The sequence below is a fragment of the Phaeobacter sp. LSS9 genome, from assembly GCF_003443595.1.
In the GTDB taxonomy this organism is placed as follows: Bacteria; Pseudomonadota; Alphaproteobacteria; order Rhodobacterales; family Rhodobacteraceae; genus Phaeobacter; species Phaeobacter piscinae.
Window position 1 is genome coordinate 1927179 of record NZ_CP031956.1, and the last position, 21169, is coordinate 1948347.

The following is a 21169-nucleotide window of genomic DNA, read 5'->3' on the forward strand; positions in this document are numbered from 1 at the left end:
ATGAGCGATAACGTCAAGATCAACCGCGGCCTCAAGGGGATCTACTTCGAACGCTCCGGGGTTTCCGACATTGATGGCGCCAAGGGTGAGCTGAGTTATCGCGGCTATTCCATTCACGATCTGGCCACGCATTCCACCTTTGAGGAGGTCTGCTATCTGCTGATCCATGGCGAATTGCCCGATGCGGATCAGCTCGCAGAATTTGATACCGCACTGAAAGCCGCCCGCGTGTTGCCTGTCCCGGTGCTGGATATCATCCGCGCCACCAAGGATGGTCATCCGATGGATGTGCTGCGCACTGCCGTCTCTGCCCTCGCCGCGCTTGAACCAGACAGCCAGAAGGTGGGCGAAGACGCTTTTGTCGCCAATGGCATTCGGCTGATCTCGCAGGTGCCGATCATCATCGCCGCCCATGACGCGATCCGAAATGGCCGCGAGGTGGTGGCCCCCGACATGACCCTCAGCCATGCGGGCAACTGGCTTTGGATGCTGAAGGGCGAAAAACCCACACCCGAGGCAACCCGGCTCGCGGATGTCGATTTCATCCTGCACGCTGAACATGGTGCCAACGCCTCCAGCTTTGCCGCGCGCGTCACCATCGGGACCGAAACCAACCTCCACGGCGGCATCGTCACCGCGCTCTCCACCCTTGCGGGTCCAGCCCATGGCGGCGCCGCCGAGGACGTGATGAAAATGGTGCATGAGATCGGCACGCCGGACAAAGCCGCCGCCTACGTAAAGGCCAAGCGCGCCGCCAAGGAGGCCGTGACCGGTTTTGGCCACCGCGTCTACCGCAAGGAAGACCCACGCGCGCGCCACATGCGCGAAGGCGTGCGCCAGTTGGGCGCAGAAATGGGCGCACCGGAGTGGTATGAAATCCTGCAAGCCGTGGTGGAGGCCATGCAGCCCTATGCGCGCCACGGTCTGAACGTGAATGTCGATTTCTATTCCGGCGTGATCTACCAGCTGCACGGCATCGCGATGGATCTCTACGTGCCGATCTTTGCCATCGGCCGGATGCCCGGCTGGATCATCCAATGCATCGAACAGCAGCGCGGCAATATCCTGATCCGCCCCCTGACCCTTTACAACGGGCCGGAACCCCGCGCCTATATTCCACTAAACGCGCGCTGATCCCACCAACTCCGCGCCACAGCACATAACGCCGCCCGGCCCATGCAGGCCCGGCGCATCACCGAACAGGGACACCATGGCACATACCCAGCCCCAGCTAGACACCTCGCCGCCCGTGTCGGACGAGATCCGCCAGACCACCTGCTACATGTGCGCCTGCCGCTGCGGCATCAACGTCCACATGAAAACGGATGAGGATGGCCAAAAGAAAGTCGCCTATATCGAGGGCAACCGCGATCATCCGGTGAACAAGGGCGTGCTCTGCGCCAAAGGCTCTGCCGGGATCATGCAACACAACGCGCCGTCACGTCTGCGCGCGCCGATGAAGCGCGTCGGCCCGCGCGGCTCCGGCAAGTTCGAGGAGATCTCCTGGGACGAGGCGCTGGACATTGCCGCTGGCTGGCTGGAACCCATCCGCGAGGATAACCCGGAAAAGCTGGCGTTCTTTACCGGGCGCGACCAATCCCAGAGCTTCACCAGTTTCTGGGCGCAGAACTTTGGCACCTGCAACTATGCAGCCCACGGTGGGTTCTGCTCGGTCAATATGGCCACCGCCGGCATCTACACGATGGGCGGCGCGTTCTGGGAATTCGGCCAGCCCGACTGGGATCACACCAAGCTGTTCATGCTGTTTGGCGTCGCCGAGGACCACGACAGCAACCCCATCAAGATGGGCATTGGCAAGATCAAGGCGCGCGGCGCGCGGGTCATTGGCGTTAATCCAATCCGCTCCGGCTACAACGCTGTGGCTGACGATTGGGTCGGCATCACGCCGGGCACCGACGGTCTGTTCATCCTGGCGCTGGTACATGTGCTGATGAAGGCGGGCAAGATTGATCTGGAGTACCTCAGCCAGTTCACCAACGCGCCGGTGCTGGTCAATCAGGATCCAGATAGCGCCGATTACGGCCTGTTCCTGCGCGATGACCATGGCGCGCCTCTGGTGATCAACCGCAAGACCGGCCAGCTTGCGCCCTTTGACATGCATGGCGTGCGCCCCGATCTGGGCGGCTCGTTTGAACTCAATGGCATCACCCATGTGTCCGTCTTCCAACTGATGGCCCAGCGCTATCTCAGCGACGACTACGCCCCCGAAGCCGTGGCCGAGCGTTGCGGCGTCTCCGCCAAGCGCATCCGCGCCATCGCCGCCGAGCTGGCCCGCGTCGCCTTTGACGAAGCGTTTGAGCTGGAACAGGAATGGACCGATTTCCGCGGTGAGACCCACAAAACCATGAAAGGCCGCCCGGTCGCCATGCACTCCATGCGCGGTGTCTCGGCCCATGCCAACGGCTTCCAGACCTGCCGCGCGCTGCATGTGTTGCAGATCCTTCTGGGCACGGTGGAGGCGCCCGGCGGCTTCCGCTTCAAACCGCCCTACCCCAAACCGGTAGAGGCGCATCCCGCCCCCCATTGCCGCGTCACCCCAAACAAACCGCTGGATGGCCCGCATCTGGGCTTCGTGCACGGGCCGGAACATCTGGCACTGAAGACCGACGGCAGCCCGGCGCGCATCGACAAGGCGTTCACCTGGGAAAACCCGATGTCCAGCCACGGGCTGATGCATATGGTGATCTCCAACGCCCATGCCGGTGATCCTTACAAGATCGACACGCTGTTCATGTATATGGCGAATATGTCGTGGAACTCCTCGATGAACACGCGCGGCGTGATGGAAATGCTCACCGACACCGACGACAATGGCGACTATGTGATCCCTCGGATCATCTATTCCGACGCCTATTCCTCGGAAATGGTGGCCTATGCGGATCTGATCCTGCCCGACACCACCTATCTGGAACGGCACGACTGTATCTCCCTCCTCGACCGTCCCATCTGCGAGGCCGACGGCGCAGCCGACGCAATCCGCTGGCCCGTGGTTGAACCCGACCGCGACGTGCGCGGTTTTCAGACCGTGCTGGTGCAGCTGGCCAATAAGATGAAACTGCCCGGCTTCACCCATGAAGACGGCACAGCGAAATGGCAGGACTACGCCGACTATATCGTGAACCACGAACGCAAACCCGGCATCGGCCCACTTGCAGGCTTCCGGGGCGAGGACGGCAGCAAGGTCGGCCGGGGCGAGGTGAACCCCGAACAGCTGGATAAATACATCGAAAACGGTGGTTTCTTTGTTGAGCATATCCCGGCAGAGGCCAGCTATTTCAAACCCTGGAACATGGCCTATCAGGACTGGGCGGTGAACCTCGGCCTCTTTGACAGCCCGCAGCCTTATCTGTTCCAGCTCTATGTGGAGCCGTTGCGCAAATTCCAGCTGGCCGCCGAAGGCCACGGTGAGCGTCAGCCGCCCGAGCATCTGCGCGACCGCATCAAGGAGACGATGGACCCGCTGCCGATCTGGTATGAAACCGATCAGCAGGGCAACGAGGGCTTCACCGTCAACGCCCTCACCCAGCGGCCCATGGCGATGTATCATTCCTGGGGCACGCAGAACGCCTGGCTGCGCCAGATCCACGGCCGCAATCCCCTATATGTGCCAACCAAGCTGATGCGCGAGAACAACCTCAGTGATGGCGACTGGGCCAAGGTCACCTCCCCTCATGGCGAAATCACCGTGCCGGTGATGGAGATGGCCGCGCTCAATGAAAACACCGTCTGGACCTGGAACGCCATCGGCAAGCGCAAGGGAGCCTGGGCCCTTGAGGAAAATGCCCCCGAGGCCACCAAGGGCTTCCTCCTCAATCACCTCATCCACGAACTGCTGCCGCCCAAGGGCGACGGGCTTCGTTGGGCCAATTCCGACCCGATCACCGGTCAGGCCGCGTGGTTCGATCTGAAGGTGAAGATCGAAAAAGCCGCCGCGCCGTCTGACATGCAGGAAAGCCAGCCAGCCGTACCGGCGCAGGAGTCCCCGGTCGGCACAGGCCCGAAAGAACTGAAATGGAAGGTGGGCGAATGATCTGGCCTTTCAAACCTACAGAGCCCCCTACGCAGCCGCCCATATTCGATTTTGAAATCGCCTGTGATAACTGCGACGCACGCCACGCTGTGACGGACCCCAATCTCGATGCGCAGATCCAAAAGGCCTGTGTGCAAATGGATCAAAAGATGGACCGCCTGACCCGCGACTTTGGCATCGGGAACGGTCAGGGCACCTGGGGATATGATGACGACGTTGGCATGCTTGAGTTTCATTTCCCGGACGGCGGCATTATGGAAACCCCATTGTCCTACATCGGCAGCTGGTTCGAACCTCGACAGGAGTTTCTCTGGGCCTGGGCCAATCCGCATCTGGACCCTGCGCGCACAGAGGTTGCGTCACATTGCTTTGATTATGGTGACGCCAACAACCATCAGGTTTTGATGTCCCAGCCCGTTTGGTGCTCATTGAACGATGCTTGGCATCTGGTGAAACTGGCGGGCAACCTCGCCGAGGTCGAGGGGGTCTATTCCGCCCCTGTCGACGAGAATTTGCGCTTTTTCTGGGCGATTACAGACCCAAAATGGAGGGTCCTGCAATGACCGAGCTTCCCACCAAGACCGACCGCAAGATGGGTCTGGTCATTGACCTGGACACCTGCGTTGGCTGCCATGCCTGTGTGATTTCCTGCAAGGGCTGGAACACCGAAAACTATGGCGCGCCGTTATCAGATCAGAATGCCTATGGCGCCGATCCCTCGGGCACCTTCCTCAACCGCGTGCATTCCTATGAGGTGCAGCCATCCCCCTGTGCCAGCCAGCCCAACCCGGCGGCCCAGCTGGTGCATTTCCCGAAATCCTGTCTGCATTGCGAAGACGCCCCCTGCGTCACCGTCTGCCCCACCGGAGCCAGCTACAAACGGGTGGAGGATGGCATCGTTCTGGTCAATGAATCCAACTGCATCGGCTGTGGCCTTTGTGCCTGGTCCTGCCCCTATGGCGCCCGTGAGTTGGATCTGGCCGAAGGGGTGATGAAGAAATGCACGCTCTGTGTGGACCGGATCTACAATGAGAACCTCGAAGAGGTGGACCGGGTCCCCTCCTGCGTGCGGACCTGCCCGGCAGGCGCGCGCCACTTTGGCGATCTGGGGGATCCTGACAGCGATGTCTCCAAACTGGTGGCAGAGCGCGGCGGCATGGACCTGATGCCGGAAATGGGCACCAAGCCTGTGAACAAATACCTGCCCCCCCGCCCCAAGGATCAGATCGAGGATCAGATCGACATTCTGGCCCCGCTGCTGGCCCCCGTCGCAGAGGAGCCCAAGGGCTTCCTCGGCTGGCTGGACAAGGCTCTCGACAAACTTCCGGGTCACTCTGAAGGGGGATCGAACTGATGCATCCCGCACCTTCTGTTATCCTCTTCACCATCCTCTCTGGTCTCGGCTTTGGCCTTCTGGCCTTCCTTGGCCTTGGCAAGCCTGAGGTAACCGGCTGGGTCGCGTTTGTGTTCTACGCCATCGCCTTTGGCTTTGCGGTGGGCGGGCTCTTGGCCTCGACCTTTCACCTTGGCCGGCCGGAACGGGCCTGGCGCGCCTTTAGCCAGTGGAAAACCAGCTGGCTCAGCCGCGAAGGCATCTGCGCCGTTGCGGCCCTCATTGTGATGGGCCTCTTTGCCTTTGGCGCGGTGTTTCTGGACACCCATTGGTGGGTGCTCGGCTGGATCGGCGCGGCGCTGTCGCTGGCGACCGTCTTCACGACCTCGATGATCTACACCCAGCTGAAGACCATTCCGCGCTGGAACATGTCGCTGACGCCGGTGATGTTCCTGTCCTTCAGTCTTGCGGGCGGGTCACTGCTGGCCGGGGCGGAGGCGCTGGCGCCTTGGCTTCTGGCCATCGCAGGTTCGGTGCAGCTGGCCTATTGGGCCAAGGGCGATCAGGCCTTTGCCACCTCTGGCACCGATATGGGTACCGCCACCGGCCTTGGTGATCGCGGCACAGTGCGTGCGTTTGAACCGCCCCATACCGGCTCAAACTACCTGCTGCGTGAGTTTGTGCATGTGGTCGGGCGCAAACATGCGCAGAAACTGCGGGTGATCGCCTTTGCCTCAGGCTTTGCGCTGCCCTTGATCTGCCTCATCCTGCCGGTTGAAGGCCTGATGCTCAAACACCTGCTCGCAGGCGTCGCCGTACTGCTGCACATCGCGGGCATCGCGGTTTCCCGCTGGCTGTTCTTTGCCCAGGCCGAACATGTGGTCGGGCTGTATTACGGCAAGCGTTGAGCCATCCCAAACCCACAAGGATCAGGGCGCCCCAGCGGCGCCCTTTTTCATGGGCCACATCTTTTTTCAAAAAAACCACCGGCCATGTCACAAACCCACCCGCTGCCTCGTCCTGTTTCTGAACCCATCAGAAAGGACCAAATGATGTCGCAACGTCTCGATTATTTCTCTACCGCCGGGGATCTGTTCAAACCGATGATGGAGCAGGAAACCCTGTTCAAAAACAGCACCTTGGAATTCAGTGTGGTGGAACTGGTGAAACTGCGCGCCTCCCAGATCAACGGCTGCGCCTTCTGCATCCACATGCACACCCATGAGATGCGCGCCCATGGCGAGAGCGAGGACCGGATGCATCTGCTGAACGCCTGGCGCGAATCGCCGCTCTACACGCCCCGCGAACGCGCGGCGCTGGCGTGGTGCGAGGCGCTGACACGGGTGGAGGCCACCGCCGCACCCGATGCCGACTATGACGCCGTGGCAGAGCTGTTTGAGCCGCGCGAACAGGTGCTGCTGACGCTGCTGATCGGCGCCATCAACAGCTGGAACCGCATTGCAATCGGCTTCCGCAGCGCCCACCCTGTGAGCGAGAGCAGCACAGGGGCCAACACGGCGTGACAGCACAGACCAAAGACACAGGAACCGATGCGTTTCTGACAGCGCGGCCGCGATTGTTTGCGGCCGCCTACCGGATGCTGGGCAGCGTGACCGATGCCGAAGATATCCTGCAGGACGCCTATCTGCGCTGGCAGTCGGCCCCCAGAGGGGAGGTTCTGGACCCGACCGGGTACCTGATGCGGATCACCACGCGGCTCTGTCTCGATCAGTTGAAATCAGCCCGCAAACGGCGCGAGACCTACCCCGGCGAGTGGTTGCCGGAACCCGTGCTGACCGATGATGCCACCGAGCTGCTGGATCATAACGTTTCGGTTGCGCTTCTGCTGGCGCTGGACGCCCTCTCCCCGCTGGAACGCGCGGCCTTCCTTCTGCATGATATCTTTGACAGCTCTTATAGCGACGTGGCCTCCGCGCTGAACCGCTCGCCCGAGGCTTGCCGCCAACTGGCCACCCGCGCGCGCCGCAAGGTGCAGGCCTTGCGACCGGAGGCCCCCAGCCGCCCAGACCAAGGCGAGGCGCTGACCGAGGCGTTCTTTCGGGCCTCCAAAACCGGGGATATGACCGCCCTCACCCGGTTGCTGAGCGAAGATGTGCAGCTAATCTCTGACGGCGGCGGCAAGGCGATGGCAGCACTCAATCCGATCTATGGACGCGACAAGGTGCTGCGGCTGCTCGCGGGGCTGGCTCGCAAAGGCCATCACACAGCGCCAGATCAATGGCGCCTGTGCCAGCTCAATGGCCTGCCCGCCATTCTGAGCCGGGGCGAGGATGGCATTCTGCAAGCCACCTCGTTGGAGATTCGCGACGGCCGGATTGCCCGCATCTATGTCACCCGCAACCCGGATAAGACACGGCATCTGACATCCGTGCTCGGGTGACCCGCCGTTGCCAATGCGGCGCACGCCCCGCTTACCGTTGATACATCTGGCGGCACTATCCTGTTCCGGATCGCGATCACCTCCGGGATTTACGCCCCCGGACACCATGGAAACCGGCCCTGTTGGCAGTGATGCCGCCAGGGTTCGTGCAAAACAGTTTGGCACCGGGGCAGTGACGCGTCCCGCAACTTCCAGCCTTTCCCGGGACCTTCACCGGGGCGGCGCCGCCTTTTTCATTTCCGACGGATCTGGCCCTGGCGATGTGACCCTAAACCGCCAGTTAGAGACAGAAGACAGCCAAAACGAAACAGGCCGGAACGCAGCAGCGTCCCGGCCTGAGATGACGTGTCTATGATCGCTGTGCTGCGCTTACAGCAGACCTGCGTGCGCCATGGCGGCGTCGATTGCCGCCTTGGTGCTGTCTTCCAGACCGGTCAGCGGCAGGCGCACCTCCTCGCTGCACAGGCCCAGTTTCGACAGGCCGTATTTCGCACCCGCCAGACCCGGCTCAATGAAGATCGCCTCATGCAGCGGCATCAGTTTGTCCTGATACTCCAGCGCCTTCGCGTAATCACCGGCCAGCGTCGCCGTCTGGAACTCCGCGCAGAGCTTCGGCGCGACGTTTGCAGTGACCGAAATACAGCCAACCCCACCATGGGCGTTGAAGCCCAGCGCGGTGGCATCCTCGCCAGACAGCTGGATGAAATCCGCACCACAAGAGGCGCGCTGCTGCGAGACACGCGCGATATCGCCGGTGGCGTCCTTCACACCGATGATGCGCTCCAGCTTGGCCAGTTCGCCCATGGTGGCAGGGGTCATGTCGATGACCGAGCGACCGGGAATATTGTAGATCACAATCGGAATATCGGCGCAGTTATGCAGCTCGGTGAAATGCGCGATCAATCCGCGCTGGGTCGGCTTGTTGTAATAGGGCGTCACCACCAGCGCGGCATCGGCGCCAACCTCGGCGGCGAATTGCACGAACCGCTTGCCCTCAACCGTGTTGTTGGATCCGGCCCCGGCGATCACCGGCACCCGGCCTGCCGCGATTTTCACCACTTCGGCAATGACGGTCTCATGCTCTTCGTGGGTCAGCGTCGGGCTTTCACCGGTGGTTCCCACCGGGACCAGCGCTGTAGAGCCCTGATCAATGTGCCACTCAACCAACCGTTTGAGCGTATCCAGATCCAGCTCGCCGTTGGAAAACGGGGTGACGAGGGCTGGCATAGAGCCTTTGAACATGGGCACGCTCCCTTTGCTGTTCGTGCGGGCGCAGAATTGCACCGGCTTGAGTGATGGACATGCCGGGGATTTGAGTTGATACCGGCAGGTCACGGATTATCGTCATTGGCTCTATCCCCGGAACGTTGGAAAATGCAAGAGATGACACGCATTCTGGCCCTTATTGCCCTCATTTCCGCCACTCTGAGCGGCACCGCTGCCATGGCCGTGGACCTTGGTCGCGCGCTGGAGCTAATGCGCTCGGAAAAATGGAGCGAGGCCGGGCGGAGTGCCGGCCATGAAGCCACCGTCGCCCGCGATGTGATCGAATGGCACCGGCTGCGCGCAGGCATGGGGTCGGCCGCCGATGTGATGGCGTTTCTGGCGCGGCGGTCTGACTGGCCGGGGCTGGCGCTGCTGCGGCGCAAGAATGAGCCACAGATTGCCGAGGCCGGGCGTAAGACCATCCTTGCCTTCTACAAAGACACCCCTCCGCAGACGGCCGAAGGCGCGCTGAGCTATGGCCGCGCGCTGATCGCAGCCGGGCAGAAAGGCGAAGGCGAGGCAGAGCTGGTTCTGGCCTGGCGCACCATGCCCATGGGGTCGGTCATTCAGGACGATTATCTGAAACGCCACGCCAAACTTCTGACCCCCCATCACGCCGCCCGGCTGGACCGGCTGCTGTGGGACGGCCACAAGGTCAGCGCAAGGCGGATGTTGCCACTGGTCAGTGCCGATCAGCGCAAACTGGCAGAGGCCCGACTGGCGTTACAGGAGGCGGAACCGGGTGTGGATGGCAAGATCGCCGCCGTCCCCGACGCGCTGAAGGATAACGCGGGCCTGGCCTATGACCGCTTTGCCTGGCGCGACCGCAAGCGGCGGCAGGAGGATGCCATCACCCTGATGATGGATCGAAGCACCACCGCCGAAAAACTGGGCGAGCCAGCCAAATGGCTGCGCCGTCGCCGCGATCTGGCGCGGCAGGACATGCGCGACGGCAATCACGAACGCGCCTATCAGCTGGCCGCGCATCACTTCGCGCCGGAGGATGCAGGCTATGGCTACTCCGATTGCGAATGGCTGGCAGGCTATATCGCCCTGCGCAAGTTGAACGACCCGGAACTCGCCGCCTATCACTTTGAACGGTTCCTTGCCTCCGTCGAAAGCCCGATTTCGGTGGGTCGTGGCGGCTATTGGCTGGGTCAGGCCTATGGTGCCCATGGCGATATCGAGAAAGCCCACGCCGCCTATGCCAAGGCTGCCGACTATCAGACATCCTTCTACGGGTTGCTGGCGGCAGAGGTTCTGGGCCGTCCCTTTGATCCAGACCTCATCACCCCGCCGCAGCTGCCTGACTGGCGCGCGGCTGGGTTTTTGAACTCCACCGTGGCGGAGGCCGGGCTGTTGCTGTTGCAGGCAGGCGATCTGCCGCTGGCGGAACGCTTCCTTACCCATCTGGTGGAGGGGCTCGGCCCGATCGAGGCGCGCCAGCTGGGGGAGATGGCCGTCGCCATGGAAGAGCCGCATCTGGCGGTGATGGTCGCAAAACGCGCCGCTCAAAAGGGCGAAGAGCTGGAGGCGGCTTATTTCCCGCTGCATCCCGTCGCGCAGAGGGACCTGCCGATGGCACGCGAAATGACCCTCGCCATTGCCCGGCGAGAAAGCGAATTCGACCCCATCGTGATCAGCCATGCGGGCGCGCGGGGGCTGATGCAGGTGATGCCCGCCACCGCCAAGCTGGTCGCCTCAAACATGGGTATTCAGGCCAATCACACAACGGGACGGCTGATCTCCGACTGGTCCTATAACGCCCTTCTGGGCAGCAACTACCTTGCCGATCTGGCGGGTGATTTTAACGGCAATGTGGTGATGATGGCGGCAGGTTATAACGCAGGCCCCCATCGCCCCAAGGCCTGGATGGAGCGCTATGGCGATCCGCGTGACAGCACGCCGGGGATTGTCGACTGGATCGAACACATCCCCTTCAACGAGACGCGCAACTACGTGATGCGCGTCACCGAAAGCCTGCCTGTCTACCGCGCGCGCCTTGGCAAGACGCCGCTGCCGGTGCCTTTCTCGCAGGAACTCGCAGGCTCAACCCTTGACGCGTTCGCGCCATAGGGTGAACAGGCCAGCCGCCACGATGATGGACGCACCGATGGCGACATTGGTGCGGATCACCTCGCCGAAAACAATCACCCCAAGCGCCGCCGCCCAGATCAGGTGGAAATAGGCAAAGGGCTGCACTGCGCTGGCCTCGGCCATCTCGTAGCATTTGATCAGCAGCCAATGCCCGATCACCCCGGTGACGCACAGGATCGCCATCCACATCCAGTCGCCCTGGCTCATCGGCTCCCAATGCCACATCCCCACAAGGGTCATCGCCACCATGCCCGCAACACCGGTCCAGAAGAAACTGGTCGCCGTGCTGTCACGCCGCGCCGCATAGCGGGTGATCAGACCATAAAGCGCAAACATCAGCGCCGAGATAAACGGGATAATCGCCAGCGGATCAAAGACGCCGATACCGGGTTGCAGGATGATCAGCACGCCAATCAACCCCACCGAAATCGCCGCCCACCGCCGCCATCCCACCTGCTCCCCCAGCACCGGCCCGCTAAGAGCCGCAACCAAGAGCGGGTAGCAGATGAAGACCGCGACGCTTTCGACCAGTCCCAGCACGGTAAAGGCATAGACGGCAACGCAGATTTCCGCGACCAGCAGCACCCCGCGAAAGATCTGCAACCCCAGCTGATCGGTGCGGGCTGTGGCACGAATACCCCCCGGCGCGCGCGCAGCAAGCGCAATCACAAACAGCGCAAAGAACCAATACCGCACCATGATCACCATGAAGGTGTTGTACTGTCCCGCTAGATGCCGCGAGATCCCGTCCTGCATGGCAAAGACCACCGTTGCAGCAATCATCAAAAGCACACCGGCGGTGACGTTGTTCTTCTGGGTGATCGGCGTGATCCGGGGCGGATGAGGCTCCAGGATCTTCGCATCGGGGCGCATGGTCATCGCAATTGTGCCTTTGTCATATGCCGCTTGCGCCCGAAACCGGGCGTGCGGGAAACCTCAAATCCGGCGGCCTCCAACCCACGGCGGACAAATCCTGCCGCCGTATAGGTCGCCGCGCTGCCGCCGGTTGCGGTGTGGCGGGCGACCTCGCCCAGCAGGTCCTCCTGCCACAGCTCCGGGTTCTTGGCCGGTGAAAACCCATCCAGAAACCAGGCATCCGCCTTGCCTGTCCACTCCGGCAGCGACACGCGGGCGTCGCCGGTGATGACATTGACGCGCAAATTGTCCAGATCGCACGCCCCGGCGCCGTCCCAGACCGCCAGAAACCGTTCAGCCCAGGGCGCCACCTCGGGAAAAGCCTCCAGCGCGCGGGCCATATCCTCCACCGCCATCGGGAAGGCCTCGAAACTGGTGAAATGCAGCACCGATGATGCGGCGCGGCCCTCCTGCGCCATCTCCCAGGCACGCCAGGCCGCCAGCAGGTTCAGACCGGTGCCAAAGCCCAGTTCGGCAATGTGGAAATCGGCCCCTGTCTCTATCGCGCTGGCAAAGCGCGCTGCCAGATCATTGCCGTCCAGAAACACATGCCCGGTCTCGGCCAGCCCATCATGGATGGAGAAATAGGGGTCGTCGAACCGATCGGATACCGGAATGCTGCCATCCCGCCAGCTGAGCCGCGCCTGCTGGTCTGCCATGCTATTATCCCCTAAATGATGCGGTGGAACGGCGCGACACTGGCGAAAGGGTGCGAAAATGGCAATGGCAGATATCACCGTCCGGGGCGCCGGGATCTTTGGGCTGTCCATCGCCTGGACCTGTGCGCGACGCGGCGCATCGGTGCAGGTGATTGACCCGTTTGGGGCGGGCGCCGGCTCCAGCGGCGGGCTGGTCGGCGCGCTGGCCCCGCATGTGCCGGAGAACTGGAACCCAAAGAAGCAGTACCAGTTGGAAAGCCTGCTGATGGCCAACGCGTTCTGGGCCGAGGTTGAGGCCACCGGCGGGGTCTCTCCCGGTTATGGTCGCACCGGACGGCTGCAACCGATCCAAGACCAGCGCACGTTGGATCTGGCCCGCGCCCGCGAAGGGACTGCGCAGACCTACTGGAAGGGCGAGGCCGAATGGCGCGTCTGCCCGGTCTCTGAGGTGGGGCCATGGGTGCCGCCCAGCGCCACGGGCTATGTGATCCACGACACGCTCAGCGCGCGAATGCATCCCCGCCACGCCTGTGCTGCGCTGGTGGCAGGGCTGGCGGTCATGGGGATCACGGTGCAGGCAGAGGCGCCCGATCAGGGGCTGGTGGTCCATGCCAAGGGTTATGCCGGATTGCTGGAGCTGAACCGGATGCTGGCAGGTCCCGACGGCCCGGCGGCAGGCAAGATAGTGGGCAATGGGGTGAAGGGTCAGGCCGCACTCCTGCGCTTTGCCGAAGGGCCGGAGGTGCCACAGCTTTATGCGGATGGGCTGCACATCATTCCCCATGCGGATGGCACATTGGCGATTGGCTCCACCAGTGAACGCGAGTTTGAGGATCCCAGCAGCACCGATGCGCAGCTGGACGAGGTGATCGACCGGGCGCGGGCTGCCCTGCCGGTGCTGCACGGGGCTGAGGTGATCGAACGTTGGGCCGGGGTGCGCCCCCGTGCCCGCTCCCGCGCGCCGATGCTGGGGGGCTGGCCGGATCGGCGCGGTCATTTCATTGCCAACGGTGGTTTCAAGATAGGCTTTGGCATGGCGCCCAAGTTGGCCGAGACCATGGCCGATCTTCTGCTGGATGGGCGGGATGATATCCCCGAAGGTTTCCGGGTCGAAGATAACTTCTGAATGACAGGCGGGGGGGCAGAGAGATGATCGCCTATATCACCATCGGCACCAATGACATAACCCGCGCCCGGGCGTTCTACACCGCGTTCCTGCCGGCACTTGGCTATGATTTCAGCGAAGGGTCCGACGGCCTCAGCTTTGCCCTGCCGGTGGCGGAGGGAGAGGTTCCGACCGCGCCGGATGTCTATGTCAAACATCCGTTTGACGGCGCGCCTGCTGCGGCGGGCAATGGGGTGATGGTGGCCTTTCAGGCCGACACGCAGGCGCAGGTGCGCGCCCTGCATGCCGCTGCAGTGGCGGCAGGGGGAACGGATGAGGGCGCGCCGGGATTTCGCGCGGCTTATAGTGCGGGGTTCTACGTGGGATATCTGCGTGACCCGCAGGGCAACAAGATTGCACTTTTCTCCAGTAACCCGGATGAGCCGAGCCGCGACGGCTAGCCCGGCACCTCGCATCAGGCCGCAAAAAACCCGGAGCGATCAGCTCGCACCGGGTCTGCTGGGTCTTCGTCTGACTTAGCGCGCGATTTCGGCCCGCAGCGCGGTCATCAGCGCCTCAAGCGTTTCGGTGTAGAGATCGCTGAGTAGCCGGCCGCCTTCGTCGAATTCCGAATGCGATGCCGCCAGATGTACCTGCGGCGCAGTCAGGACGCGGGGCTGAAACGGCACGAGAAACGTGCGCAGCAGCATCTGGGATTTCTCACCGCCGGCACGACCCGCAGCGGCGGACATGATGGCGACGGGCTTGTCTTGCCAGGGCTTGTTGCTGGTGCGGCTGACCCAATCGAGGGCGTTTTTCAACACACCTGATGGCGCGCCATTGTATTCCGGAGTGGAGATAATCACCGCATCCGCCGCCCCGATCTGATCGGCAAGTGTTTGAACCGCCGCAGGAATGCCACGCGCCTGTTCATCATCGCCGTCATACAGTGGCAGGTTGAGATCGGCCTCGCTGACCTCGGCAGGGCCAAACAGGCGCACCGCCTCGGCGAGCAGTTTGCGATTGGTGGCCCCTGCGCGCAGAGAGCCGGAGATGGTGAGAATTTTAGGATCGGACATGGAAGGAGACCTCTTTCGGTTGGCAATGTCTGTCTGGTCCCAACCTATTCCGCTTCAGCCGCAAGAAAAGCCCAAACCCTGCGCAACCCATGTGCATAAGTTCACAATGCGCACATATAAATGCCAAACCTGCACATTTTCGCACAAAAAAGACCGCGCCCTTCAGCGCGGTCTTTCATGAGTGTCGCGGCTGTTGCGCCGATTTGGGGATCAGGCGCCCTGCGGGATCACCACGATTTCGACGCGGCGGTTGCGGGCCTTGCCCTCGGCAGTGAGGTTGGAGGCCACCGGCTGGCTCTCACCGCGGCCAATGATCTGCACGCGGTTGTAGGGCACACCGCCGGCCTGGATCTGATCGGCGACCGCATTGGCGCGGCGCTCGGACAGGCCTTGGTTATAGCCCGCGTCGCCATCACTGTCGGTGTGGCCGATCACCTGCACCTGGCTGTTGGGGTAGCGCACCAGGCTACTGGCCACTTTGTTCAGGTCAGAGCGTACCGCAGGCGAAATCGCCGAGCTGTCGGTGGCGAAGGTCAAATCATTGGGCAGCGACACGATCAGGCGGTCGCCAGTGTTGACGATGGAAATGCCATCGTTGGAAATTGACTGGCGCAGCTCCCGTTCCTGTGCGTCCAGCTGGTTGCCAATCACGCTGCCGGCGGCAGCCCCGACCAGCGCACCGGTGACAGCGCCCAGACCCCGGTCGGAATCATTGGCCGCGGCGCCAACGCCCGCCCCGATCAGGCCCCCAATCAACGCGCCGTTCTGGGTTTTGCTGCCAGGGGTTCCGATGGTTGCGGGATCGGTACAGGCGGTCAGGCCAAGGCCAGCGGCCACAATGGCGGCGGTGGTAAGTTTCATCTGCATCATCAAAATCTGCCTTTTGCTTGCTCAATCCGGGCAGCGCCCGTGCATCCGGTAGAATATCGTGCTGCGGCGCTGCCATCACAAGGTAGCGCTCTTTTGCCTCGGCGAAAACCTGCCCAGTTTCCGCTTTAGATTGAAGGGATCTGGTCCTCGTCGCCGCTGACACCGCCCTCCTGTTCCATCCAGAGTTTGCGCAGCAGATCTGCCTCGCCGACAAAGCTGTCCTCAAGCAGATCGGCGCAGAGCATCCGGTCGGTGCGAAAGTGACGAAAACCGCCCCGCAACTCGCACCAGGCGGCCAACAATGTGGTTTCAACATTGTAGATCAGCGCCAGCGGGCGCAGGAGCCGCTGGGTCTCACCACTGTCCGGGCCAAGATAGGTGAGCCGCAGCTTGCGGCTTTCGCGGACGGCCTGACGCAGCAGCCCCTTGGAGACGCAGCCGAGTTCGGGGTCATCCGGCGGGGCGCCACCCCAGGGGGCCACTTGCAGCCGATCCCCCGGTGAACGGCACTCCATCACCTTGCGGCAGACCCTTATGGCAGCCGCCTGCAAGGCGCCATCCCCGGTGCGGATCAGCATCGACAGCCCCACATAAAGCGCCTCCAGCTCTTCATCGTCAAAGTTGAGCGGCGGCAGGTCATAGCCCTTGCGCAGCATATATCCGATGCCTGCCTCCCCCTCGATCGGGGTACGCATGCCTTGCAGTGCGGCGATATCGCGGTAGACGGTCCGCTTGGAGACCTCAAGCTTCTCCGCCAGATCCTCCGCCCGGATCGGGGCGCTGGCGGCGCGCAGGATCTGGATGACTTCGAACAGGCGACCGGTGCGTTCCATGGGTTTTCTCCACTGACAGGCTGCTGACATCTTAGCACGCCCCGCTGACAAAGCGTGTCAGCAGCGTTGTGGTTTTCTCGTTTCAGACAAAAGGAGAGACACCATGTTGACCTATGACTGGATTGTTCTGATCACGCTGGGCAAGGACAAATGGGAGGCACAGCGCCGGTTTCCCAAATCTTACGAATCGGAGCGAGACGCCGCACAGATTCGGGGTGCGGCTGAGGAAGCCGCCAAAGCCGCAGCGCGCGCGGAGGCAGAACCGATGTCGACCGCCAAACGCCCCGGACTGCTGCGGCGCCTGTTTGCGCGGCGCGCGGATCAGGGCGCGGCGGGTGCGGATCAGGCCGCGCCGTCCTGCTGCCCCTCATCGCGCGCCGCCTCATAGGCCAGCATCGCGCGTTTGACCGGCAGACCCCAGTGATAGCCACCAAGGGCGCCGGATTTGCGCAGCGCGCGGTGGCAGGGGATCAGCCAGCTGACCGGGTTGCGCCCCACCGCCGTGCCGACGGCGCGCACCGCACGGGGCGCGCCGATGGCGTGGGCAATCTCGGAATAGGTGGTGACCTGCCCCGAGGGGATGCGCAACAGCGCCTCCCAGACCTTGATCTGCAAGGGCGCGCCGATCATATGCAGCGCGGCATCGCCCCGCTGATCAAAAATCGCCTCCACCATCGCGCGCAGAGCCATCGGATCCTCGACAAAATCGGCATCGGGCCAGCGGCTGCGCATATCGGCCATGGTCGGCTCCGCCCCGGTTTCTGCGGCAAAGCCCATACCACAGATCCCCTTCTCCGTGCCCATCACCAGGACCAGTCCAAACGGGCTGTCAAACCAACCCCAGAGGATGCGCAGGCCGGCCCCCTTGCGGGCATATTCACCGGGGCTCATCGCCTCCCAGCGCAGGAACAGATCATGCAGACGGCCACTGCCGGAAAGACCAACCGCATGGGCCGCCTCCAGCGTGGTGAAATGCTCCTGCAACAGGGTCTTGGCGTGGCCAAGGCGCAGATACTGCTGGTAGCGCTTGGGCGAGACGCCGACCCAGGCCGAGAACAGGCGTTGAAAATGCGCCGGGCTCATATCCATGGCGGCGGCCAGTTCGGCCAGGGTCAAAGCCTCGCCGCCCTCGTCAATCAGCTCAATCGCGCGGCGCATGACGCCGTAGTGATAGCTCTGTTCACGTGCCTGCATGTTCATGGGGACCCCTCCCGACCTGTGTTCCTGCCCCTCAGTATAGGGTCACACCCCGGCTGTGCGACCCGGATCTTGCGCGAACAGCTGATTATGGGTCAGTCACCACAGGGTAACGCTTCGCTCACCTAGCGCGGCTTTTCTGTTTGCGCCGACGAGACCTGCGCGGCATTAAGGACCGCGATGGCAAAGCAACTCGATTATCACACCCTGCGTGAGATCTTCACGCGGTTTCAGGCAGCGGATCCAGAACCCAAAGGGGAGCTGGAGCATGTCAACGTCTACACATTGGTGGTGGCGGTGGCGCTGTCGGCACAGGCTACGGATGCCGGCGTCAACAAGGCAACCCGCGCGCTGTTTCAGATCGCAGATACCCCGCAGAAGATGCTGGATCTGGGCGAAGAGGGTCTGACCGAACATATCAAGACCATTGGCCTATACCGTCAGAAGGCCAAGAACGTGATCAAGATGTCACGCATTCTGGTCGAGGATTACGGCGGTGTGGTGCCCAATTCCCGCGCTGCCTTGCAATCGCTGCCCGGCGTCGGGCGCAAGACGGCAAATGTGGTTCTGAACATGTGGTGGCGCCAGCCCGCACAGGCGGTGGACACCCATATCTTTCGCGTTGGCAACCGGGCGGGCATTGCGCCGGGCAAGGATGTCGATGCAGTCGAACGCGCCATCGAAGACAATATTCCGGCAGATTTTCAGCTCCATGCCCATCATTGGCTGATCCTGCACGGACGCTACCATTGCAAAGCTCGCAAACCGATGTGCCCCACCTGCATCATACGCGATCTCTGCCAGTTTGAGGATAAAACTCTATGAAAACCTACCAGCTCGTCGGGATCGGCAATGCCGTTGTGGACGTGATCAGCCAATGCGACGACAGCTTTCTGGAGCATATGGGCATTGAAAAGGGCATCATGCAGCTGATCGAACGCGATCGCGGCGAGGTGCTTTATGCAGCGATGCAGGAACGGGTACAGACGCCCGGCGGTTCGGTTGCGAACACCATTGCAGGGGCTGGTGCCCTCGGGCTTGAGGCGGCGTTTATCGGCCGGGTCCATGATGACGCGCTGGGACGGTTTTACGCGCAAGCGATGGCCGATGATGGCGTCGATTTTGTGAACCCGCCGGTTGAGGGCGGTGAGCTGCCCACCTCGCGCTCGATGATCTTTGTCTCCGGCGATGGTGAGCGGTCGATGAACACCTATCTGGGCATCTCCTCCGAGTTGTCGTCGTCGGATGTGCCGGACGTGGTGTCGGGCAAGGCCCAGCTGATGTTCCTTGAGGGCTATCTGTTCGACAAGGACAAGGGCAAGACCGCCTTCATGGAGGCGGCGCGGGACTGCCGCGAAGGTGGCGGCAAATGCGGCATCGCGATTTCCGATCCCTTCTGTGTGGAACGCCACCGCGCCGATTTCTTGTCGCTGATCGAAAACGATTTGGATTTCGTGATCGGCAATGAGGCCGAGATCAAATCCCTGTTTGAAACCGACGATCTGGAAGAGGCGCTGGCCAAGACCGCTGCCATCTGCCCGCTGGTGGTCTGCACCCGCTCCGGCGATGGGGTCACCGTGGTTGAGGGCGACACGCGCGTCTCAGTCCCGGTCGAACGGGTGGTGCCGGTGGATGCCACGGGGGCTGGCGATCAGTTTGCAGCCGGGTTCCTGTTTGGCATGGCCAAGGGGCTGGATATCGAGACCTGCGCCAAGATCGGCAATGTCTGCGCGGCTGAGGTGATCAGCCATATCGGCCCCCGCCCCAAGGCGGTGATGAGCCAGGTGCTGCGCCGCGAAGGGCTGATCTGAGCCGGGAACTTTCCCGCAGACCTGATAGCAAGGCCGCCCCGGAGTGATCGGGGGCGGCTTTTTTCATCGGGCAAAACTTTGGCTGTCCCCGTTCGTGGGCTGACCGGGATCAGGCGTTGTCGGCGGAGGTCAGCGCCTTTGACAACAGCTCGGTCAAAACCTTCTGCTCTTCCGCCCCAAGACCATCAAGCAGGCGCGCCTGTGTGGCGACATGCGCCTCTACCACCTCATTGATCAGGCGCAGCCCTTCCGGGGTCAGCTCAATCAGAAAACCGCGACTGTCCTCGGGGTTGACGCTGCGCGCGACCAGCCCGGCATCCACCAGCCGATCGATGCGGTTGGTCATGGTACCCGAGGCCACCATAGTGGCCTGCAACAGATCCCCCGGTGACAGGCGATGCGGTGCCCCGGCGCGACGCAGGGTGGCCAGCACATCGAATTTGGCGCCGTTCAGATCATAACGCGCCCAGGTTTTCTGCATTTCCTTTTGATAGGCCTGCGCCAATCGTCCAACCCGCCCGATCACGGCCATCGCCGATACATCAAGGTCGGGACGTTCCCGCTCCCATTGCTGGGTCACAAAATCTACATGGTCCATGGCTCGTGTTTTATCGGATGATATCTTGACGTCAAGAAAAACCGTTATATCTTGATGTCGAGAAATCAAAAGGAGCCTGCCATGCAGAGCCGCGATCTGATCCTTACCGCGCTGGCGCCCGTGATCTGGGGCAGCAGCTATATTGTCACCACCAGCCTGCTGCCGGGCCAGTCGCCGCTGCTGGTCGCCTTGTTGCGGGCCTTGCCTGCGGGGCTTTTGCTGATGCTGATGGTGCGGCAATTGCCGCCACTGAACTGGGTGCCACGGCTCTTGGTGCTGGGGGCGCTGAACTTCTCGATCTTCTGGAGCCTGCTGTTTGTCGCCGCCTACCGACTGCCCGGCGGGGTGGCCGCGACGCTGGGCGCTGTGCAGCCGCTGGTGGTGGTGTTTCTGTCGGCTTTGATGCTGAAGACACCGGTGCGGATGGCGGCGGTTCTGGCGGCAGGCCTGAGCATCCTTGGCGTGGCGCTGCTGGTGCTGACGCCGAGTGCAGAGCTGGACGGGATCGGTGTTTTTGCGGGACTCGCCGGGGCCATTGCGATGGCGGCTGGCGTGGTGCTGAGCCGCAAGTGGCAGCCGCCTGTGTCGCTGCTGACCTTCACCGCGTGGCAGTTGACGGCGGGCGGGCTGTTGCTGATCCCGGTCACCCTGTGGTCCCTGCCCGCCGTGCCGCAGCTGAGCGGCGAGAACTTGCTTGGGCTGGCCTATATGAGCCTGATTGGCGGCGCTGCGACCTATGTCCTGTGGTTTCGTGGCATTGCCCGGCTGGAACCATCGGTGGTGTCGCTTCTGGGGGTGCTCAGCCCGCTGTCAGCGGTGATCCTGGGCTGGGTAATCCTTGGCGAGGTGCTGACGGCAAAACAGGCGATTGGCGCGGGCCTTGCGCTGTTCAGCCTGTGGCTGGGGCAAAGCGGTTTGCGCTGGCGCAGACGGCGGGTGGCCGGCGCCTAGCCC

Annotated in this window: 22 protein-coding genes; 14 read left to right on the forward strand and 8 right to left on the reverse strand. The window is 62.6% G+C overall.

From position 1 onward, the window contains the following. The 7 genes from D1820_RS09130 to D1820_RS09160 all read left to right on the forward strand — a co-directional run bounded on the left by D1820_RS09130 (window position 1) and on the right by D1820_RS09160 (window position 7785). Entirely contained in the window at window positions 1–1134 is a 1134-nt protein-coding gene (locus D1820_RS09130; protein ID WP_118068696.1) for a citrate synthase, read from the forward strand. 76 nt (window positions 1135–1210) lie between these two features. Then, complete coding sequence (locus D1820_RS09135; RefSeq protein ID WP_118068698.1) at window positions 1211–4051, forward strand: molybdopterin oxidoreductase family protein; 2841 nt, start codon at window positions 1211–1213, stop codon at window positions 4049–4051. Between the two features lie 149 nt (window positions 4052–4200). Further along, window positions 4201–4614, forward strand: coding sequence for a DUF6882 domain-containing protein (locus D1820_RS09140; RefSeq protein ID WP_162894084.1), 414 nt, complete (start codon window positions 4201–4203; stop codon window positions 4612–4614). Continuing rightward, window positions 4611–5405 carry a 4Fe-4S dicluster domain-containing protein gene (locus D1820_RS09145; protein ID WP_118068701.1) on the forward strand — a complete coding sequence of 265 codons (795 nt, stop codon included), beginning with the start codon at window positions 4611–4613 and terminating at the stop codon, window positions 5403–5405. Before D1820_RS09140 ends, D1820_RS09145 begins: the two co-directional genes overlap by 4 nt. Beyond that, window positions 5405–6292, forward strand: coding sequence for a DmsC/YnfH family molybdoenzyme membrane anchor subunit (locus tag D1820_RS09150; protein ID WP_118068703.1), 888 nt, complete (start codon window positions 5405–5407; stop codon window positions 6290–6292). The genes D1820_RS09145 and D1820_RS09150 overlap by 1 nt, the downstream gene beginning before the upstream one ends. 144 nt (window positions 6293–6436) lie before the next feature. After that, window positions 6437–6907 (forward strand): carboxymuconolactone decarboxylase family protein, encoded by a 471-nt coding sequence (locus D1820_RS09155; protein ID WP_118070120.1) that lies wholly within the window; start codon window positions 6437–6439, stop codon window positions 6905–6907. Further along, window positions 6904–7785, forward strand: coding sequence for a sigma-70 family RNA polymerase sigma factor (locus D1820_RS09160; RefSeq protein WP_118068704.1), 882 nt, complete (start codon window positions 6904–6906; stop codon window positions 7783–7785). The genes D1820_RS09155 and D1820_RS09160 overlap by 4 nt, the downstream gene beginning before the upstream one ends. 369 nt (window positions 7786–8154) lie before the next feature. Here D1820_RS09160 and dapA read toward each other — a convergent pair whose 3' ends face one another. After that, a complete protein-coding gene (gene dapA, locus D1820_RS09165; protein ID WP_118068706.1) occupies window positions 8155–9027 on the reverse strand; it encodes a 4-hydroxy-tetrahydrodipicolinate synthase in 873 nt (290 codons plus the stop codon). A gap of 141 nt (window positions 9028–9168) precedes the next feature. On the opposite strand from dapA, the gene D1820_RS09170 reads away from it, so the two are divergent. Further along, window positions 9169–11127 carry a lytic transglycosylase domain-containing protein gene (locus D1820_RS09170; protein ID WP_118068708.1) on the forward strand — a complete coding sequence of 653 codons (1959 nt, stop codon included), beginning with the start codon at window positions 9169–9171 and terminating at the stop codon, window positions 11125–11127. On the opposite strand, the gene D1820_RS09175 is transcribed toward D1820_RS09170, so the two are convergent. Both D1820_RS09175 and mnmD read right to left on the reverse strand, forming a co-directional pair. Continuing rightward, window positions 11101–12027: a DMT family transporter gene (locus D1820_RS09175; protein WP_096789822.1), complete on the reverse strand. Its 927-nt coding sequence runs from the start codon at window positions 12025–12027 to the stop codon at window positions 11101–11103. The genes D1820_RS09170 and D1820_RS09175 overlap by 27 nt on opposite strands. Further along, the gene (mnmD, locus tag D1820_RS09180) at window positions 12024–12722 is read right to left on the reverse strand and encodes a tRNA (5-methylaminomethyl-2-thiouridine)(34)-methyltransferase MnmD (RefSeq protein ID WP_118068709.1); all 699 of its coding nucleotides are present in this window, start codon (window positions 12720–12722) and stop codon (window positions 12024–12026) included. Before mnmD ends, D1820_RS09175 begins: the two co-directional genes overlap by 4 nt. A gap of 58 nt (window positions 12723–12780) precedes the next feature. Here mnmD and D1820_RS09185 point away from each other — a divergent pair, with 58 nt between their 5' ends. Both D1820_RS09185 and D1820_RS09190 read left to right on the forward strand, forming a co-directional pair. Next, complete coding sequence (locus D1820_RS09185) at window positions 12781–13848, forward strand: FAD-binding oxidoreductase (protein WP_118068711.1); 1068 nt, start codon at window positions 12781–12783, stop codon at window positions 13846–13848. 23 nt (window positions 13849–13871) lie between these two features. Continuing rightward, window positions 13872–14288, forward strand: coding sequence for a VOC family protein (locus tag D1820_RS09190; RefSeq protein WP_102896315.1), 417 nt, complete (start codon window positions 13872–13874; stop codon window positions 14286–14288). 75 nt (window positions 14289–14363) lie between these two features. On the opposite strand, the gene D1820_RS09195 is transcribed toward D1820_RS09190, so the two are convergent. The 3 genes from D1820_RS09195 to D1820_RS09205 all read right to left on the reverse strand — a co-directional run bounded on the left by D1820_RS09195 (window position 14364) and on the right by D1820_RS09205 (window position 16609). Continuing rightward, window positions 14364–14906 (reverse strand): NADPH-dependent FMN reductase, encoded by a 543-nt coding sequence (locus D1820_RS09195; RefSeq protein ID WP_096872534.1) that lies wholly within the window; start codon window positions 14904–14906, stop codon window positions 14364–14366. A 210-nt stretch (window positions 14907–15116) separates the two neighbouring features. Beyond that, entirely contained in the window at window positions 15117–15776 is a 660-nt protein-coding gene (locus D1820_RS09200; RefSeq protein ID WP_118068712.1) for an OmpA family protein, read from the reverse strand. 125 nt (window positions 15777–15901) lie between these two features. Further along, entirely contained in the window at window positions 15902–16609 is a 708-nt protein-coding gene (locus tag D1820_RS09205) for a YafY family protein (RefSeq protein WP_118068714.1), read from the reverse strand. A gap of 103 nt (window positions 16610–16712) precedes the next feature. Between D1820_RS09205 and D1820_RS09210 the strand changes: the two genes are divergently transcribed. Beyond that, window positions 16713–16997 carry a hypothetical protein gene (locus D1820_RS09210; protein WP_118068715.1) on the forward strand — a complete coding sequence of 95 codons (285 nt, stop codon included), beginning with the start codon at window positions 16713–16715 and terminating at the stop codon, window positions 16995–16997. Here the strand turns inward: D1820_RS09210 and D1820_RS09215 are convergent. Beyond that, window positions 16952–17809 carry a methylated-DNA--[protein]-cysteine S-methyltransferase gene (locus D1820_RS09215; RefSeq protein ID WP_096872541.1) on the reverse strand — a complete coding sequence of 286 codons (858 nt, stop codon included), beginning with the start codon at window positions 17807–17809 and terminating at the stop codon, window positions 16952–16954. The two genes, D1820_RS09210 and D1820_RS09215, sit on opposite strands and share 46 nt — an antisense overlap. 177 nt (window positions 17810–17986) lie before the next feature. On the opposite strand from D1820_RS09215, the gene nth reads away from it, so the two are divergent. Then, window positions 17987–18631, forward strand: coding sequence for an endonuclease III (gene nth / locus D1820_RS09220; protein WP_024096028.1), 645 nt, complete (start codon window positions 17987–17989; stop codon window positions 18629–18631). Next, a complete protein-coding gene (locus D1820_RS09225; protein WP_040174395.1) occupies window positions 18628–19617 on the forward strand; it encodes an adenosine kinase in 990 nt (329 codons plus the stop codon). Before nth ends, D1820_RS09225 begins: the two co-directional genes overlap by 4 nt. Before the next feature lie 109 nt (window positions 19618–19726). On the opposite strand, the gene D1820_RS09230 is transcribed toward D1820_RS09225, so the two are convergent. Then, window positions 19727–20215 (reverse strand): MarR family winged helix-turn-helix transcriptional regulator, encoded by a 489-nt coding sequence (locus tag D1820_RS09230; RefSeq protein ID WP_118068717.1) that lies wholly within the window; start codon window positions 20213–20215, stop codon window positions 19727–19729. An 81-nt stretch (window positions 20216–20296) separates the two neighbouring features. On the opposite strand from D1820_RS09230, the gene D1820_RS09235 reads away from it, so the two are divergent. After that, window positions 20297–21166: an EamA family transporter gene (locus D1820_RS09235; RefSeq protein ID WP_040174397.1), complete on the forward strand. Its 870-nt coding sequence runs from the start codon at window positions 20297–20299 to the stop codon at window positions 21164–21166. Window positions 21167–21169 lie beyond the last annotated feature (3 nt).